Origin of the sequence: Polaribacter sp. NJDZ03, assembly GCF_019263805.1 — a bacterium.
In the GTDB taxonomy this organism is placed as follows: Bacteria; Bacteroidota; Bacteroidia; order Flavobacteriales; family Flavobacteriaceae; genus Polaribacter.
On the sequence record NZ_CP079195.1, the window covers coordinates 103,223 to 122,500 of the forward strand.

The 19,278-nt window shown below is 31.6% G+C and carries 8 protein-coding genes, 2 tRNA genes and 2 rRNA genes (1 of these 12 running past the window's edge); 7 read left to right on the forward strand and 5 right to left on the reverse strand.

Going from position 1 to position 19,278, the window contains the following annotated elements; translation table 11 throughout:
• Positions 1–550 precede the first annotated feature (550 nt).
• The 4 genes from KV700_RS00330 to KV700_RS00345 form a co-directional block, all read right to left on the reverse strand.
• Entirely contained in the window at positions 551–2,089 is a 1,539-nt protein-coding gene (locus KV700_RS00330) for a RagB/SusD family nutrient uptake outer membrane protein (protein WP_218598678.1), read from the reverse strand.
• 19 nt (positions 2,090–2,108) lie between these two features.
• A complete protein-coding gene (locus KV700_RS00335) occupies positions 2,109–5,093 on the reverse strand; it encodes a SusC/RagA family TonB-linked outer membrane protein (protein WP_254712944.1) in 2,985 nt (994 codons plus the stop codon).
• Positions 5,094–5,532: 439 nt separating this feature from the next.
• Positions 5,533–9,687 (reverse strand): hybrid sensor histidine kinase/response regulator transcription factor, encoded by a 4,155-nt coding sequence (locus KV700_RS00340; protein ID WP_218598680.1) that lies wholly within the window; start codon positions 9,685–9,687, stop codon positions 5,533–5,535.
• Between the two features lie 473 nt (positions 9,688–10,160).
• Entirely contained in the window at positions 10,161–11,396 is a 1,236-nt protein-coding gene (locus tag KV700_RS00345) for an ABC transporter permease (protein ID WP_218599795.1), read from the reverse strand.
• Positions 11,397–11,400: 4 nt separating this feature from the next.
• Here KV700_RS00345 and KV700_RS00350 point away from each other — a divergent pair, with 4 nt between their 5' ends.
• Positions 11,401–12,669, forward strand: coding sequence for an exo-beta-N-acetylmuramidase NamZ domain-containing protein (locus KV700_RS00350; RefSeq protein WP_218598681.1), 1,269 nt, complete (start codon positions 11,401–11,403; stop codon positions 12,667–12,669).
• A 76-nt stretch (positions 12,670–12,745) separates the two neighbouring features.
• Here KV700_RS00350 and KV700_RS00355 read toward each other — a convergent pair whose 3' ends face one another.
• On the reverse strand, positions 12,746–13,642 hold the full coding sequence (locus tag KV700_RS00355) for a transporter (RefSeq protein WP_218598682.1): 897 nt from the start codon (positions 13,640–13,642) through the stop codon (positions 12,746–12,748).
• 290 nt (positions 13,643–13,932) lie between these two features.
• Between KV700_RS00355 and KV700_RS00360 the strand changes: the two genes are divergently transcribed.
• The 6 genes from KV700_RS00360 to KV700_RS00385 form a co-directional block, all read left to right on the forward strand.
• Entirely contained in the window at positions 13,933–14,967 is a 1,035-nt protein-coding gene (locus KV700_RS00360) for a quinone-dependent dihydroorotate dehydrogenase (RefSeq protein WP_218598683.1), read from the forward strand.
• Between the two features lie 70 nt (positions 14,968–15,037).
• Entirely contained in the window at positions 15,038–15,652 is a 615-nt protein-coding gene (locus tag KV700_RS00365) for a LysE family translocator (RefSeq protein ID WP_218598684.1), read from the forward strand.
• Positions 15,653–16,849: 1,197 nt separating this feature from the next.
• Positions 16,850–18,367, forward strand: a 16S ribosomal RNA gene (locus KV700_RS00370).
• Between the two features lie 84 nt (positions 18,368–18,451).
• Positions 18,452–18,525: transfer RNA gene (locus KV700_RS00375), tRNA-Ile, on the forward strand.
• 83 nt (positions 18,526–18,608) lie between these two features.
• A tRNA-Ala gene (locus tag KV700_RS00380) sits at positions 18,609–18,682 on the forward strand.
• A 195-nt stretch (positions 18,683–18,877) separates the two neighbouring features.
• Positions 18,878–19,278, forward strand: a 23S ribosomal RNA gene (locus tag KV700_RS00385); it runs 2,483 nt beyond the window's last position.
• Together the 16S and 23S rRNA genes with 2 tRNA genes alongside form the textbook arrangement of a ribosomal RNA operon.

Here is a 19,278-nt window from a genome sequence, read left to right on the forward strand (position 1 = left end):
TCAAATAAAAATAGGGTTAAACTATAATAAGTTTAACCCTATTTTTTATTTAGATAAGATTAGGTTCTTTATTTTGATTACTTGTAATTAAAGAAGCGTCTTTTGTGAAAGTTATATCTCCATTTATTAATAAAATAAACTAGAACTAATATTTTTTTTAGTTGTTTTTAGTTCTTCATTATATAGTTTTCTTATATAACAACAATTTAAAAACTAATTTATGATTGCTATATTATAAAATTTTATTTTCGATAATATTTTATAAATTGTAAATTACCTTTATTTAACTACAGGTTGTTAATGGGTTTATTTATAGTGAATTGGATGTTTGTTAGATTGTCGTTCATTAAAACCAGACACCTGTTTTACAGTTATAAAATAAGGTTTATTCTTTGTTTTTTTAATTGGATAATAGGTAAATGACAGAATAACTAACGGAAAAGATAGCCTTCGAGGTTTTTGTATTTAAATAAATAAGGCAGCATAAAATTAGTTTTTATGCTGCCTTATTCTTTTTAGAATAAAATTGGGGGACTAAAGTTGTTAATTGTTAATATCCTGGGTTTTGATCTGCAATTGTTAATTCTGAGTTTTTATCTATTTCGGTAATTGGAATAGGGAATAGGTCGTTTTTAGAAGTATAGCCAGTACCAGACAACTCTGTTGCTGCTTTTCCCCATCTCACTAAGTCCCAAAAACGTTGACCTTCGTGTGCTAGTTCTAAGAATTTTTCATTTACAATAGCATCAAATAAAACGGTACCACTAGTGTTGCTATTAATATTACCTAAACCAGCTCTATTTCTAACTTTATTTAATTCTGTTCTTGCTTTAGAGTCTTGCCCGTCTTTATTATATGCTTCTGCAGCTAATAATAAAACTTCTGCATATCTAAATAACCTAAAATTAGTACTGTAATTTAATTCTTTAATACCATCTTCACTAGTGTCTTCAGATTTTGTTGCGTATTTTATTCTTATAGCTCCTTCATAATCCCAAATTACTCCTCCTGTAGCTAGTGATGCATTTACGCTTCCACCTGCATCAATTAACTCAGCTTCTGTCATAATAGTTGCAGCTTTTCTGTCTGTGTCTCCTGCATCTTCAAAAGCATTTATTAATTTTTCTGATGGTAAGTTAAATCCCCATCCATTAATAAGATCTGTACCAGTAAGATCAAAGATTCCATCTCCTCTTGGTCCCATTAATTGAATGTGTAGATTACTTTCATTTCTACCTCCCCAAGCAAAGTTACCCCAATCTCTTGCAGTTGTAGAAATATATCCTATTTCGAATAATGATTCTTTTCCAAATTCATGATTAATACTCCAAACATCTGCAGGGTTTGCTTCTAAATCGATAGCAGGGTTATTAATTACAGATTCAAAATATGGAATTGATTCGCTATACTTTTCTTGAAAAACGAGTACTTTACCCATTAGTGCTTCTGCAGTTTCTTTTGTTGCTCTAAAACTATCTGACGCTCCTTTACCAGGTAAATCTGCAATTGCAGCAGTTAAATCTAGTTCAATTTGGGTATATATATCTGCTCTAGATGATTTTACGATTCCAAAATCTTCTGCTTTTTCTGGTACTGTTAACCTTAAAGGAACTTCACCAAACATGGTTGTCAATTCGAAATAACACCAAGCTCTCATAAACTTAGCTTCAGCTAAAGCTCTGTCTTTGTTACTTAAATCACTATCTGCAATGTTGTTTATAACTAGGTTTGATAATGAGATAGTTCTGTAAAAAAGATCCCAAACACTAGTTATCGAAGCATTAGAAGAAGATACATTTACATAATCATCTATAGCTTGCAGTTGAGACTGATCGTCTGCATTACCGCCTGCAGCATTTGCATCGTCTCCAGGAAGCAGCTTTACTAAAAAAACACTACTCCAGTCTACAGCATAATTAAATTGCATTAAATCATAGATGCCTATAACAGCAGATTCTACATTCTCCTCTTCAAGAAAAAAGGTGTCTAAATCATCAACATTTATTCTTGGGTTTTCTGTAAATTCTTCGCTACAAGATATAATCCCTAGAAAAAGAACTCCAATAATTGTTAAAATTGTTTTTTTCATAATATGTATGTTGTTTTTATTAAAAGTCTAGAGAGAGTCCGAATACTACTTTTGCAGCCGTAGGGTAAAAACCTCTATCTACACCAATAGAATTATAGTTGAAATTTCCAATTTCTGGATCTAAGCCTTTGTAACCTGTAAAGGTGAAAAAGTCATCTAGAGAAACGTAAAACCTTAAGTTGTTAATATGCATTTTTTCAATAGTATTTTCTGGCAAAGAATATCCAAATTGAATTTGTTTAATTCTCATAAAAGAGCCATCTTCTACCATTAAATCTGTGTCATAAGAAGCAATTACATTAGCGGCTCCTGGGTAGGTAGCTACGTCACCTGGTTGTGTCCATCTTTCATTAAAGAAATGTACCGGTTTGTTTGTAATTGGTCTAGACGGTTGATGATACGTTGAAATAATATCATTACCCAATGTTCCTTGAAATTGTAGGTTAAAATCAAACGCTTTATACGCCAAACTGATGTTTCCACCAAATAAAATATCTGGATGCGGTGATCCTATATTTGTTTTATCAGCATTTGTAATGCTTCCATCTTTATTGGTGTCTACTTTTATAACTTCACCAGTTGCAGTGTCAATTCCATCTGTTTCGTATCCATAGAAATACCAAGAAGGTTGCCCTTCTGTAAACCTTGTAATTCCATCAGGGTTTTGAGGAGCGCCAGCACCCGCAAGAGAAGTCCCCTCTGGTACAAATAAAATCTCTGTCACTTTGTTTTGTAGGGTAGATAAGTTTGCATTAATGTTGTAGCTAAGTCCACTTTGTGTAGTATCTCCATAGCCTAATTCAAATTCGAAACCTTTATTTTCTATGGTACCAGAATTAAATTCATTAGAAAGGAAACCTGCCGAACCTGGTGTAATTAAAGAACCGTCGTTAATAATAGCATCTCTAGTTGTTTTCTTGTAATAGTCTGCGGCAAAAGTTAATCGGTTATCTAACGCTCTTAAATCTACTCCTAAATCTAATTGTTCTGAAGTTTCCCACACTAAGTTAAGGTTTGAATACCCTGTAATCTGAGCACCTATATTTCCTAAATAATCAATATTTTGTCCGTTAATTATAGAGGTAATATATGTTTTATCTGAGTTACCATTTAAGTTACTTCTACTTCCATTTTGACCCCAACTAGCTCTTAATTTTAAATAATCTATTTTAGATTCTCTATTCCAGAAATCTTCGTTTGAAGCTACCCAACCTGCAGAAAATGCAGGAAAAGTACCCGCTTTATTTGCTATTGGAAATTTATCTGATTTATCTCTTCTAATAGAAGCTTCAAATAAATACTTTCCTAAATAATCATAAGATAATCTACCAAATATAGACACCATATTATCTGGTGATGGATCTATTTGATTTACTTGAGTGTTAAATTCTGGTAAGTCAAAATTAAAGCCAACAAAATCTGCAATAGAAGCAGAACCACTTCTAGAAGTGGGAGTTGTTACTCTTGTTTCTTCTGCAGAATATCCTGCTAATAAAACAAAATTATGATTCCCTAAGGCTTTCTCATAAGAAGCAAAATTTTCCCATAACCATCTTTTAGATTCTACAACGTTTTGAGAACCAGAATACGTTGTGTTAGATGCTTCTGAAGAAACATAATATGGGTTGATCATGTTCCTTGTATCCCATTGATTTTTGTCATATCCTAATCTTGTTGTAAAAGAAAAGCCTTCAAAAGGTTTAAATTTTAAATAAGCAGAGGTTAAAAATTGATAAGCATCTACAGTAGTTTTGTTAATGTTATTTGCATAGGCTACAGGATTTACAACCTCTCCAGTAGAATAACTTGGGTATCCATAAACATTACCATTTGCATTTTTTAATACCGGAACACCATTTGTGTTAGAACGGTCTATAACAGATTGTGGTACGGAACCGTTAGCATAAGTGACGGGTGTTAATGGATCTAAAATAAGCATATTTTGAATTACACCTCTAGTGTCACTATTTTCTTGAATCCCACTCTTATCTGAAGAAGAATAGGTAGAATTAACACCTACTTCTAACCATTTAGCAACATCACCTTTTAAGTTTACTCTAAAAGTAGATCTTTTAAAAGAAGAGTTTCCATTACCAACAATACCATCTTGATCTAAATGAGAGGCAGAAGTAAAATAAGAAAATTTTTCTGTAGCTCCAGATAGGTTAATGTCATTTCTGTGCATAATGGCAGGAGAGAAGGTTTCTTCTATCCAATCTGTATCATAGCCATTGTCTGTTACACTTGTTAATCCTGCTTCGTTCATGTACTGAACAAATTGTGAAGCATTCATTAACTCCATATCTGTTTTTAAAAATTGAACACCTATTTGAGAATTAAAAGACACTTGTAATCCTCCTTTTCGTCCTCTTTTAGTTGTTATAATAACTACACCATTTGCACCTTCTGTACCATAGATAGCAGCAGAAGCAGCATCTTTTAGTATTTCGATATTTGCAATATCTGATGGAGCAATATCTGCAATAGATGATGCTTTCATACCATCTACTATAAATAAAGGCTCTGAATTACCACTAGAACCTGCACCACGAATTCTTATTTTTGCACCAGAACCAGGTGAACCAGAAGAAGACGATACCGTAACACCAGATGTTCTACCTTGTAATACAGACTCTACTCTTTGATTAGAAGAACTTTTAATTTGTTTAGAATCGATACTAGAAATTGCTCCGGTAACTAAACTCTTTTTCTTACTACCATACCCAACAACTACAATCTCGTCTAAAGACTCTAGGTTGTCTTGTAAAATTACATCTATCTTTGTACTAGTTCCCACAAGAATTGTTTGAGAATTCATTCCTAAATAAGAAAAAACTAACTCATTGTCTGGAGAAACGTTTGCTATTGAGTAATTTCCCTCAAAATCTGCATTTGTACCTTTAATAGTTCCCTTAATTACAACTGATACTCCCGGTAAAGTGTTTCCAGCGGAATCCGTTACCTGACCAGTAATTGTCTTGCTTTGCGAAAAAACATTCTGCATACATAACATTAGGCATGCAATAATCGTGACTTTAAATTTTATCATCATTCATATTAATTGGTTAATTAAAATACTTGTTTTGATAAACAATGTAGCAACTAAAAAATAGTATTATAAATTAAGTAATACTATCAATAGTAATAACATAATAATTACTAATAGTACCTCGTAAAATATATTATTTTTAAACTTTTTCTGTTCCATAAACATTGTCGTACTCTTCAAATCTATAAGAACAAATCAATGTTTTGTATCACAAAAAAAACAGCTTTTAAAACAATTGTAGCTATTTAACCTTTATTTAACACGTATGCTACATTTAATTCATTGCTCGCTTCAATTTTACTATTGCAATGTTTTAAAAGGAACTTATTGTTAATATTAATATAAGAACACGTACTTTAAAAGTAGTTTTCTAGGTGTTGTTATGGTTTTATAATTAGACCTTTATGTCTTTTTTTATTTCTATTTCAGATGGTAAAATTCCAAAATGAGCTTTAAAACATTTAGAGAAATAGGATGGGGAAGAAAAACCTACACTAAAACATGCTTCACTAATATTGCCTCTGCCAGAATCTAAAATTTGTTTAGCTCTTTCTAATCTTATTTTTCTAATAAATTCATTAACGGTTTGACCTGTTATTGCTTTTATTTTTCTGTATAATTGACTCCTGCTTAGTTTTAATTGTGACGCCAACTCTTCTACACTTAAGTTAGAGTCTGAAATATTGTTATTTATATATTCTAATAGTTTTTGTATAAATTCTTTATCTATAGAGTTAGAGTTTATTTTTTCATCAGCACCACTTATTGCTCCAAAAAATTTATCGAAAATTAATTGTCTACTTGTAATTAATTGTGACAAACGAAGTTTTAATAATTTTAAATCGAAAGGTTTTATCATATAAGCATCAGCACCATTTTCTATACCTTCAATTCTATTTTCTATGGTTGTTCTTGCGGTTAACATCATTACAGGAATGTGGCTTGTAGAGGTATCTGTTTTTATTGTTTTACAAAATTCAAAACCATCCATTTCTGGCATTACAACATCTGTAATAATTGCATCTGGTAAGGTTTCTTTTGCCATTTTAACGCCTTCTTTACCATTACCAGCAACAAAAACTTTGTAATCTTTACTTAATTCTGTCTTTAAATAATCTAGCAATTCTATATTATCTTCAACAATTAAAATGGTCTTAGTTTTAGTTAGTTTAGACGCTTTTGTAGTTGGAATTTCTGTGTCTTCTGGGGTAATTAATAAGAACTGTTCTTTTATATTTACTTTCTTCTCATTTTCATATATAATTTCATCTTCTGTATAATGAGCATTACCAGTTGGTAATAGTATTTTAAATGTAGTACCAGAACCTACTTTACTTTCTACCTTGATGTCTCCTTTATGGAGGTATACAAAACTTTTTACGACTTCTAAACCAATTCCGGTTCCACCGATATAGGTTTTGTTTTGGTCTTCTACTTGATAAAAGCGTTCAAATATTTTTTCAACTTCTTGTTCGTTTAACCCTGTTCCAGTATCAGAAATTACTATTTCTATTACTTCTACCGGTTGCTTTTTATCAACTAAAGGTAAGAGGTATCGTTTGTGATTAGAAAATAAATCAATATTTATAGCACCTCCTATGGGAGTTGCCTTTATTGCATTAGACAAGAGGTTGAATATGATTTTTTCTAACATATTTTCATCTGCCCAAACACTTAAATCTGGTACATCTGAATCTACACTTAATAAAATATTTTTATTAGTTGTTTCTTCTTGAAAATAGTTCGAAATGTTTTTAGAAAACTCAATTAAATTAATTTTAGAAGCTCTAATTTTCATCTTATTGTGTTCTAATTTTCTAATATCCATTAATTCATTTATCAACCTGTAAAGTCTGTTTGTATTTTTGTAGATGATTGCATGCTTATTTTTAACACTTTGTGGTAGGTCTAATTCTTTGTTGCTAATAATATCTTTAATAGGGTTTATAATTAGGGTTAATGGTGTTCTAAACTCATGAGAAATATTTGTAAAAAATTGAAGTTTCTTTTGATTCAATTCATCATTTTGACTTTGTGCTAAACGTTCATTTTTTAATATTTCTTTTTCTTTTATTCTTTGTTGAGTTAAGCTGTTTAGTAAATAAATGCATAATAAAAACACTAGGATATAGCCTAATATTGCCCAATTGGTTTTCCACCAAGGTGGAAGAATGGTAATATTTAATTCTAATGGAATGTTACTCCAAACACCGTCATTATTAGAAGCTTTTAGTTTAAAAATATAATCTCCATGATCTAAATTTGTATAGGTCGCATTTCTTTTATGTCCAACATAATTCCAAGTAGTTTCATAACCTTCTAAATAAAAAGCATAATTATTTTTTTCTGGTCTAGTATAGTTCAAGCCAGTATATTCAATGGTAAATACAGATTGCGTATGTGAAAGTTGAATGTTTTTTGTCTCTGAAATAACTTTTTCTAATGGAGAGTTTTCAGTAAGAGGAATTACTTTTTCATTAAACAATTTAAAGTCTGTTAAATGTAATGTTGGTAAGCTAGTATTTGTGGCAATTTCTTTTGGATTAAAATAATCTAAGCCCTTAAAATTACCAAAATACAAAATACCTTTTTCGTCTTTTAAAGCGGCACTAAAATTAAAATCATTCGATAATAAACCATCATTAGAAGTGTAATTTGTAAAAACTTGCTGATTTTTATCAATTTTTGTGAGTCCGGAGTTACCACTAACCCAAATATTTTTATCATTATCTTCTATAATTGCAGCGATGTTTTCTTCTATAAAACCTTTAGATTTATTATACCATGTATAGGTGTCTTCTTTTTTATTGTATCTACAAAGTCCTGCTCCTCTTGTTCCAATCCAAATTTCATTTTTAGAAGATTCATAAATACTTAAAATATGACTAGCATCAGATAAGTTACCATACTCTTTCTGCATTCTAGTTTTTAAAGAAACAACATTAAAGGTGTTATTTTCTAATCTTGTTATTTTAAACAAACCATCGGCAGTTCCTACCCATATAGCATCTTCTGAATCTACAAAAACAACCATCAATTTATTACGTAAAGATTTATTTTCTAGAAATTCTTTAGAATCATATTTTTTAAAAGTATCTGTTATTGGATTGTAGGAGTGAAGTCCTTCAAAAAAAGTAGCAATCCATACTGTTCCTTTAGAATCTTCAGAAAAACTTCTAACGGTATTTGAATTAAAGTTTTTTACAGCATTATGTTTACTGAAATTTATAAATTTTTTAGATCCGTTTTTTAAAAGATAAATGCCATTATCCCAACTTCCTGCCCATAAATTATTTTTAGAATCTAAAAACAAACTCACAATGTAATTAGAATTAAGCCCCGAATAAACAGTGTTATTTTTTTTATTGATATGAGTTATTTTAGCGTTTTTAGGGTTGTAAACATCTATACCGCCGCCATCTGTAGAAATCCATAAATTACCAGTTTTGTCTTTTACAACACTTGAAACGGAGGGGATTGTTAACGAATTATTTTTATTAGGTAAGCTTTTTATATCTTTAAATTTATCATAGAGTTTATCGCTAACGGCAACACCACTGTTAAAGTATCCCATCCAAATTCTATCATTTTTATCTATAAAAAGTTCCCAAATAGAATTATGTAAAATACTGTTTTCTTCTGTTTTATTTGAAACATAATTTTTAATAATATCGCCATTCTCTTCTAAGTGAAAAAGACCATCATTCTCTGTTCCAATCATCATTGTATTGTCTGATAATTGAATTATTTTCATGATTTTTTTTGAAGTAAATTCAAACTTCTCTAAGCTTATAATATTATTGTTCCTATCATTAGTTAAACCACATTTGTAGACACCGTCTTCTCTTTCAAAACCAATCCATAAATTATCTTTAGCATCAATATATAAGTCAGATATTGAGTTGACTATATCTTTTTCATTATTTGTAAAAACTCTAGTGTCAATTAGTTTGTTGTTAATAAGATCTGCTTCTTTTAAACCAAGAGTTGTACCTACAAATGTTTTACCTTGCTTGGTGTGTTTTATACTATTAATAGAGAGATCTGATTGATTTTTATTTATAATTCTATCTATTTTAAATGTATCCATGTTTAACTTAAAAAGACCTTTATTATCGGTTCCTATCAACAAGTTTCCGTTAGAATCCTCTTCTATAGCTAATACATTTTCTTTATAATTAAGGTCACTATTTAATTGTATCTTTTTAAAATGGTCTAAGTCTCTATTATATAAATTTAATCCATTTTCGGTTCCACACCACAGTCTATTTTTACTGTCTAAAAAAAGGCATTGAACTAAATTATTGCTTAAAGAATGCGTGTTTTCAAAATCAAATTTATAAGGAGTATAGTTTATACCATCAAATTTATATAAACCGGTTCCAGTAGTACCAATCCAAATAAAGTCTTGGCTGTCTTGCACAATAGATGAGACGCCCACTTTAGGTATGCCTTCCTTAATATTTACAAACTGAAATTCTTTATAAGGTTTTTGTGCATAGTTAATTATGGGAGACAAAAAAAATATTAAAACCAAGAGGTTTTTCATAAACTAATAATTTAATAGTTATCGTAATATTAGGTTTTTAACCTAATTATTTCAAGTTAGATTTTTATCTAAATAATAGGTGGTTAGATAAATCTATTTTTGTAATGTTATTATTTAATTATAAATGTAATTAACTTTTTAACTTGAAAGTAGGGGAAGCTTTACAAATTAGATATAAAGATAGCTTTTGTAAATAAATTTAAGTGCAACAAATTAAACATCTAATGAAAGAGATGTTGCTTTCTACTTTAGAAATAAGTATAACAGGATGATTTACAGGTATTAAAAGTGCTACTCTTGTTGTAGAAACCTTTTATAAAACAGAAAAACAATAATACCTATTTATAAGTATTATTGTTTTTCTGTTTGTCTTATTTAAATTTTAAATAAAGTGCAGTAATTTTCATTTAACTAAAGCGTTGTGAAATTTTAATAAACAAATTAAATAAAGAATATTGTTTTAAAAAAGAGATTTAAGCAAACTTTATAGATTTAGAAGGCTGAATTTTAGTAATTATATATGATGGAATAATCAGCATTAAAAAAGACATAATTAATGTACCTATATTTAGCAGTAAAATAGCTTTAAAAGAAACATAAACAGGCATTGTGTTCACATAATAGTTTTCTGGGTTTAATGTAATAACTTCAAAATAGTATTGTATAAAAAGGATAGATAGTCCAATAATATTTCCCCAGAAAAGACCTTTTAAAATAAGGTAAGAAGCGTTGTATAAAAATATTTTACGGATGCTTGTATTAGTGCTTCCTAAGGCTTTTAAAATACCAATCATTTGTACGCGTTCTAAAATTAAAACGAGTAGGGCGGTAATCATATTTATACCGGCAACTAAAATCATAATGGCAATAATAAACCAAACATTATTGTCAAAAAGTTGAATCCATTCAAAGACCGTTGGATAACTTTCTAAAATAGTCTTGCTATTTAAAGTTTCGGGAATTTCTTTGTAAATTATATTTCCTTTTTCTTCAATTTTATCAAAGCTATCTAAAATTACTTCAAAACCACCAATTTCATTTTCTGTCCATTTGTTAAGGTTTTGAACTTCTCTAAGATCACCAATCATCATAGATTTATCAAATTCTGCAAAACCAGAATTGTAAATACCAACAATAGTATATTTTCTGTTTGATGGTAGCTTACTTGTGGAGGTTTTTATAAAAGTAGCTAAAACAATATCGTTTAATTTCAACTGTAAACGATTCATTATTGTTTGAGACAATAAAACCTCTTTCGTTCTATCTTGATTAAAATTTGGGGTTCTACCTTCAACTAAATATTCGTTAAAAAAAGTCCAATCGTAATCTGTAGAAACACCTTTAAAAATAATGCCTTCAAATTCTGTTTCTGTTCTTAAAATCCCAGCTTTATTAGCAAAAACCTGAATGTTTTTAATTCCGTCTACATTTTTAAACTTCGGATAAAAATCTTGGTTTTTATCAATAGGAACCGTTGAAACATCAGAATTATTAGCATCATAATTAATAATTTGAACATGACCTTTAAAACCAGCCATTTTATCGCGAATTTTATATTGCAAGCCAGCGCCAGTTGCCACTGCAATTAGCATAATTATAATACCCAATGTAATTGCTGTAATTGCAATTTTTATTATTGGAGATGAAATGCTATTTTTATACTTTTTACCGGCAATAATGCGTTTTGCAATAAATAACTCGTAATTCAAATTGATGATAGATTTTAAACCTTTCAAAAGTACATATTTATTCTTATTTCTACTGCTGAATTTTCAGCTCATTTCTTGTGCTCAAAATACAACTAAAAAAAGTCCTACCATAACAGTTCAAAAGGTAGAAAAGCAAGAAGTTTTAAAAGTAGGAGCAGAAAGAGTTGATTTATATTTAAAATTATTAAAAGGAAAAAATGTAGCAATTGTTGCTAACCAAACATCTGTGTTGTCTGTTTTAGAAAGGGCAGAAGTAGCGGCTAATGTTATGGGGTCTAAAAAAGTTACACATCATTTGGTAGATTATTTACACAACTTTAATGGTGTAAACGTAAAAAAGGTATTTGCGCCAGAACATGGTTTTAGAGGGAAAGCAGATGCTGGAGAGGTTATAAAAGATGGTTTTGATACCAAAACAGGTCTGCCAATTGTATCGCTTTACGGTAAAAATAAAAAACCGTCTAAAGCGCATTTAGCAGGAATTGATATTGTAGTTTTTGATATTCAAGATGTTGGTGCTCGTTTTTACACCTATATTTCTTCTTTACATTATGTAATGGAAGCGTGTGCAGAAGCTGGAGTTGAAGTAATTGTATTAGACAGACCAAACCCCAACGGACATTATATAGACGGACCCGTTTTAGAAGAAGCACATAGTTCTTTTGTTGGTATGCACAAAGTGCCGGTGGTTTACGGAATGACAATTGGAGAATACGGTAAAATGATTAATGGTGAAAAATGGCTTAAAAACGGAATTAAGTGTGATTTAACAGTAATTCCTTTAGAAAACTATACACATCAAACGGAATATAGTTTACCTATAAAACCATCACCCAATTTACCAAATGATAAAAGTATAAACTTGTACCCAAGTTTGTGTTTTTTTGAAGGGACCAATGTGTCTGCAGGACGCGGAACCGAAATGCAGTTCCAAATTTATGGTTCTCCGTTTTTAGCAAAAAGTGAATTTACTTTTACTCCACAAGCTAATGAAGGTGCTAAATATCCGAAGTTTAAAAATGAATTGTGTTATGGAGAAAATTTACAAGAAGTAGAAAATCTTAATAAAATAGATTTATCATTTTTAATAAAAGCATACCATCAGAATACATCTAAAGAGTTTTTTAATAATTTCTTTACCAAATTAGCAGGAACAGAAAAACTACAAGAACAAATTATAAAGGGTTTGTCTGAGCAAGAGATTAGAAAAACATGGGAGAAAGATTTAAAAGCTTTTAAAACTGTTAGAAATAAGTATTTAATTTATCAGTAGAAAAAGAACTTTAAAAGTTATAAAATAAAAAAACTCGTAATTTCTTACGAGCTTTTTTTATGGTATTAAAAGAAATTTATATGTTAAGGTTGTAAGTTAAACCTACAGAGAAATTTGTAGACTTACCAATATTACGACCATCAACTACAGTACCAAAACCTACACTTGCTCCTAATTCTGGAATAATATTTTTATAAACAGTAGCACCTAATCTTGTGTATTCTACTTTAGTTTCTGGAAAGTTAGGACCAGCAAAACCAGCACCACCAATATCTACACCATCAGTTGAAGCTAAATAATCTAACCAACCTTCTACATAAATTGCAGAACTAGCATATCCTATTTTAGTAGTTGCATAATAAGCATTTGGTACATCAAAGTCCGCACCACCACTAGTATTATCTGCATCTCCTTTAAATTGGTAAGAATTTAAAAAAGTTACAAAAAGACCATCATTGCTTTGTAAATGTAAACCCGCAGTTAAGTTTGTAGAAAAGGTATTGTTACCAAGAGATAAAATTCCGTTTGCTTCATAACCTGTAGGAATATCAACACTTAAACCCGTTATTACATCTAAATTTAATTTTTCAAAATCAAAAGTATACGCATTGTATTTCAATCCAATAGAAATATCTTGAAAACCATCTTGTTTAGATGTTGTGTTTGCAGGATATGGAGCGCCATTTCCTTCTGCAGAAATGTAAGGAGCATTTAAAACAACAGATAATTTGTTTGTAATACCGTATTTTGCATATAAACTGTATATGTTTTGATCAATTTCTTTGTAAACAGGCACTGCATCCATTTTAGTGTTTCCTGCATAAAATTTCTCATAATTACTAGAAGTGTAAGAAGCTGTTACAGATAAATCTCCTTTTTTTGGAGTAAAACCATCTAATAATCCTTGTGCATTAGTTTGTGATGTAAGAGCTAGTCCAAAAACCAAACCTAATACTATTTTACTTGTTTTCATTTTTTGTTTTTTAATAGTTAGGTTCCTTTGTCGAGTGCTAATTCTGTAAATTACAAGATGAATTTTGTTTTTCTTAAAAAAGAGAAATAATGAAGAAATTATTTTTTATTTCTATCTCTTTTTAAGCATGTTATCAATAAAAAAAAAGATTATTTTTTTTTAAATATTTTTTTTTAAACAGGTTAATGTTTTTAGATTTTTTATTTGAAATAGGTTTTCGAGTTTTATCATTATAAAATTTGTAATTTTGAAAACTAGAAATAAGCTACTTAAAATAATTCTAGTAAAGCATGTACAAATCTATTGTAAGACCAATATTCTTTTTATTCGACCCAGAAAAAATTCATTACTTCACTTTTTCTTTAGTCAAAAACCTTTGTAAAATTCCTTTTGTTACTTCAATATTTAGAAGTTTATATGTAGTTGATGACAAACGATTAGAAAAAACGTTATTTGGTATTACCTTTAAGAACCCAGTTGGTTTAGCTGCAGGTTTCGATAAAAATGCTGTTTTATATAATGAATTGGCTAATTTTGGTTTTGGTTTTATAGAAATAGGAACCGTAACTCTAAAAGGACAAGTTGGTAATCCTAAAAAAAGGTTGTTTAGATTAAAAGACGATCAAGGAATTATAAATAGAATGGGTTTTAATAATGACGGAATGGAAGCTGCCATTAAAAACCTAAAGAAAAATAAGGGGCAAGTTATTATTGGTGGTAACATTGGTAAAAATACAGCAACCTCTCCAGAAAATTATACAGAAGATTATTGCGAGGTTTTTACAGAATTACATCCGTATGTAGATTATTTTGTACTAAACGTAAGCTGCCCAAATGTAGGTAGCCATGCAAAACTAAATGACAAAGACTATTTATTAGAATTAATTTCTGCTTGTCAGAATCTTAATAATAAAGAAAAAATACAAAAACCAATCTTATTAAAAATAGCACCCGATTTAAATAATATTCAGTTAGATGAAATTATTGAATTAGTGCATGAAACAAAAATTGATGGTGTAATTGCTTCCAATACTTCAACAAATAGAGCAAATCTAAAAGCATCAAAAGAACGTTTAGCAGAAATAGGAAATGGTGGTGTTAGTGGTCAGCCAGTTAAAAACCAAAGTACAGCTGTAATTAAATATTTAGCAGACACCTCTAAAAAAGCTTTTCCAATAATCGGGGTAGGAGGTATTCACTCAGAAAAAGATGCGTTAGAAAAACTAAATGCAGGCGCAGATTTAGTGCAAGTTTATACCGGTTTTATTTACGAAGGACCAAGTTTGGTAAAGCGAATTAATAAGGCAATTCTAAAACAATTTTAAAATAAAAGTCTTATCATATAATAGAGGACTTACTTTCGTTAAAAAAAACATTTAGAAAAATCAGCATTCTATGATAGAAACTTTATTCTCTTTCGTCTTTGCAACGGCTATTTTAGCAATTTCTCCAGGACCAGATAATATTTTTGTACTAACACAAAGTATTGTGAATGGCACAAAATACGGAATTGCCACTGTTTTAGGGCTAATGTCTGGTTGTTTAGTACATACTACACTCGTCGCTTTTGGCGTTTCTGCAATCATCAAAGAAAATGACAGTCTTTTTTTTATCATTAAATTATTAGGAGCCAGTTATCTGCTCTTTTTAGCATATAAAGTATATAAAAGTGATGCTAAAATAGTATTGTCTAATAGTAATATTCAAAAAGAGTCTGTTTATCAGCTATTTAAAAAAGGATTTATCATGAATGTTTTAAATCCTAAAGTCGCTTTATTTTTTTTAGCATTTTTCCCACAGTTCTTGTTTTCTAAAACAATTTCCAATGTTATTCAGTTTTATACATTAGGAGCTCTTTTTATTGCCGTCTCTTTTTTAGTATTTACAATAATTGCAATTTTAGCAGGTAGTATTTCTAGCTATTTAAAAGAAAATGCCAAAGTGGGAGTGTACTTAAAATGGGGACAAATAATCGTATTTACCTTTATTGCAATTATGATTTTGTTATAATCGAAATCAACAAACCTCCTCTACCATATACCTCCAATAGATTTATAAAAAGCGAATATTTCTTTTTGGGTGTTCCCTTTTTTTAATCTAATATATAAAGGTGTCGTTTTTTATTTAATTCCTAATATCAATTTAAATAAGCTACTGTAAAAAAAAGGTCGGGCTTTCCACTATATCTTTTTGCGAAAAGCAAAAAGGATGTCGTTTCAATCCCTAACACAGCTAATTTGCAAATTGAAGTTCTATTTTTAGATTTCTTCTTTCTATTCAAGTTAAAAACACCATAAATCATTTTTTGAGTTCATAAAAGTTAATGGCTATTCTATAACCAAGACCTCACAGCTTTTAAAAACCTGTGAGGTCTGTAAGTTCTAGTTGTTTAAAAATAAGGTGTTTATGGTTTAATAGTATATGTTTTTATAATCTATATACTATAACATCCAATCCAATACTCCTTATTCAACTTTATGAATCCAAAGAAAACCCCAACCTATGTTTTCTATGTTTCTATGTGTTAAAAAGAAACATACGAGTACGCAACACAACAAACCTTCCAAATTCTCTCAAAAAAACCTCCTTCATAAACTGCTAAAAACAAGCCTCTTAAAACCCATTGTAAAATTAAATTAAAATAAAGGTAAAAAAATAGTTGTCAGGTTAAAAATGAGTTGTAAGTTTGCAGCCGCTAACGGTAATATCACACAGTTAGCCACGTTCATTGAGGAGTTGTAAGTAAGGTGAGGATTAGTTCTTTATCTAAATAAAATATCAAAATTTTATTAAAAATAAATTTCAATATTCATTAGGTTTCTAATTAAAAAGAGTTGTATGTTTGCAGTCCGAAATTTTCGGCAAAAACGTTCAGAGATTTTTAGTTTTAAAGCAAATAAAGAAATAAAAAAAAACTTTAATTTTTTATTGTCAGATTAGAAATAGTTTGTATGTTTGCAGCCGCTAAGAATTACAGCGAAAAAGATCAAAGAAAATTTGGAATGATTATTAAAAAAGTCAGTTAGTTCGATTCTAACCTTTCTACAAAGTTTTAACCAATAAACAACTTTAAGTTGTTTATTAAGATTGAAACAAAGTTCATTGAAAATATTGAAATTGACAGCGTAATTAAAGAGTAGAATAACCATGTTTAGATTTATTTAAACAAATTCTTTTGAAACTTATTCATTAAAATATTTAAAATATACAATGAAGAGTTTGATCCTGGCTCAGGATGAACGCTAGCGGCAGGCTTAACACATGCAAGTCGAGGGGTAACATTGTGCTTGCACAGATGACGACCGGCGCACGGGTGCGTAACGCGTATAGAACCTACCTTTTACTGGAGAATAGCCTTTAGAAATGAAGATTAATGCTCCATAGTATTGAGACTCGGCATCGAGTTTTAATTAAAGATTTATTGGTAAAAGATGGCTATGCGTCCTATTAGTTAGATGGTAAGGTAACGGCTTACCATGACTTTGATAGGTAGGGGTCCTGAGAGGGAGATCCCCCACACTGGTACTGAGACACGGACCAGACTCCTACGGGAGGCAGCAGTGAGGAATATTGGGCAATGGAGGCAACTCTGACCCAGCCATGCCGCGTGAAGGATGACTGCCCTATGGGTTGTAAACTTCTTTTATACAGGAAGAAACACTGGTATGTATACCAGCTTGACGGTACTGTAAGAATAAGGACCGGCTAACTCCGTGCCAGCAGCCGCGGTAATACGGAGGGTCCGAGCGTTATCCGGAATCATTGGGTTTAAAGGGTCCGCAGGCGGTCAATTAAGTCAGAGGTGAAATCCCATAGCTCAACTATGGAACTGCCTTTGATACTGGTTGACTTGAGTCATATGGAAGTAGATAGAATGTGTAGTGTAGCGGTGAAATGCATAGATATTACACAGAATACCGATTGCGAAGGCAGTCTACTACGTATGTACTGACGCTGAGGGACGAAAGCGTGGGGAGCGAACAGGATTAGATACCCTGGTAGTCCACGCCGTAAACGATGGATACTAGTTGTTGGGTGTATGCTCAGTGACTAAGCGAAAGTGATAAGTATCCCACCTGGGGAGTACGGTCGCAAGACTGAAACTCAAAGGAATTGACGGGGGCCCGCACAAGCGGTGGAGCATGTGGTTTAATTCGATGATACGCGAGGAACCTTACCAGGGCTTAAATGTAGTCTGACAGCTTTAGAGATAGAGTTTTCTTCGGACAGATTACAAGGTGCTGCATGGTTGTCGTCAGCTCGTGCCGTGAGGTGTCAGGTTAAGTCCTATAACGAGCGCAACCCCTGTCGTTAGTTGCCAGCATGTTATGATGGGGACTCTAACGAGACTGCCTACGCAAGTAGTGAGGAAGGTGGGGATGACGTCAAATCATCACGGCCCTTACGTCCTGGGCCACACACGTGCTACAATGGTATGGACAATGAGCAGCCATCTGGCAACAGAGAGCGAATCTATAAACCATATCACAGTTCGGATCGGAGTCTGCAACTCGACTCCGTGAAGCTGGAATCGCTAGTAATCGGATATCAGCCATGATCCGGTGAATACGTTCCCGGGCCTTGTACACACCGCCCGTCAAGCCATGGAAGCTGGGAGTGCCTGAAGTCGGTCACCGCAAGGAGCCGCCTAGGGTAAAACTGGTAACTAGGGCTAAGTCGTAACAAGGTAGCCGTACCGGAAGGTGCGGCTGGAACACCTCCTTTCTAGAGAAAGATGGTGAGTTACAAAAAAAGGTCATTTTTACTCTTTGCTGTTAATTTTAAAATAAAAAGTATTTAAGCTATTATAGTCTCGTAGCTCAGCTGGTTAGAGCGCTACACTGATAATGTAGAGGTCGGCAGTTCGAGTCTGCCCGGGACTACAAAAAAGCAAAAATACTAAGGAAATTCTGGAAGTAAGAGGATTCTACATTCATAATTTAGGATTTATTCTGAATTTCATAATGGGGGATTAGCTCAGCTGGCTAGAGCGCTTGCCTTGCACGCAAGAGGTCATCGGTTCGACTCCGATATTCTCCACAACGGCTTAATGTTGTTGCTGATTTAATTATCGGTGGCGATTCGCCACAAGTTCATTGACATATTGGTAAAATGATATCGTAAGAATCAAATAGATAGAGAACAATTAGAATATTTATATTCTAATTAAATAATTTTTTTATAAAAATATAAAAGAGTTCATTATAGTGTGGTAACACACTGTAGCAAAAAGTACAATAAGTTAAGTAAGGGCGTATGGCGGATGCCTAGGCTCTCAGAGACGACGAAGGACGTGATAAGCTGCGATAAGCTACGGGGAGGGGCACATACCTTTTAATCCGTAGATTTCCGAATGGGGCAACCCGGCATGTTGAAGACATGTCACCTAGCAATAGGAGTAAACCCGGTGAACTGAAACATCTAAGTAACCGGAGGAAGAGAAAACAATAGTGATTCCGTTAGTAGTGGCGAGCGAACGCGGATTAGCCCAAACCTATTTTGTTACGGCAAAATAGGGGTTGTAGGGCCACGATATTCGAAGATAAGTGAATTAGAATTGTTTGGAAAGACAAACCATAGAGGGTGATAGTCCCGTAAAAGTAAGCGAATTTTAGATAGTGGTACCCTGAGTAGTG

What these genes read in the sequence shown, in the direction of transcription:
- KV700_RS00330 (WP_218598678.1), bottom strand. Translation starts at nt 2,089, where the DNA reads ATGAAAAAAACAATTTTAACAATTATTGGAGTTCTTTTTCTAGGGATT.
- KV700_RS00335 (WP_254712944.1), bottom strand. Translation starts at nt 5,093, where the DNA reads ATGCAGAATGTTTTTTCGCAAAGCAAGACAATTACTGGTCAGGTAACG.
- KV700_RS00340 (WP_218598680.1), bottom strand. Translation starts at nt 9,687, where the DNA reads ATGAAAAACCTCTTGGTTTTAATATTTTTTTTGTCTCCCATAATTAAC.
- KV700_RS00350 (WP_218598681.1), top strand. Translation starts at nt 11,401, where the DNA reads ATGATAGATTTTAAACCTTTCAAAAGTACATATTTATTCTTATTTCTA.
- KV700_RS00355 (WP_218598682.1), bottom strand. Translation starts at nt 13,642, where the DNA reads ATGAAAACAAGTAAAATAGTATTAGGTTTGGTTTTTGGACTAGCTCTT.
- KV700_RS00360 (WP_218598683.1), top strand. Translation starts at nt 13,933, where the DNA reads ATGTACAAATCTATTGTAAGACCAATATTCTTTTTATTCGACCCAGAA.
- KV700_RS00365 (WP_218598684.1), top strand. Translation starts at nt 15,038, where the DNA reads ATGATAGAAACTTTATTCTCTTTCGTCTTTGCAACGGCTATTTTAGCA.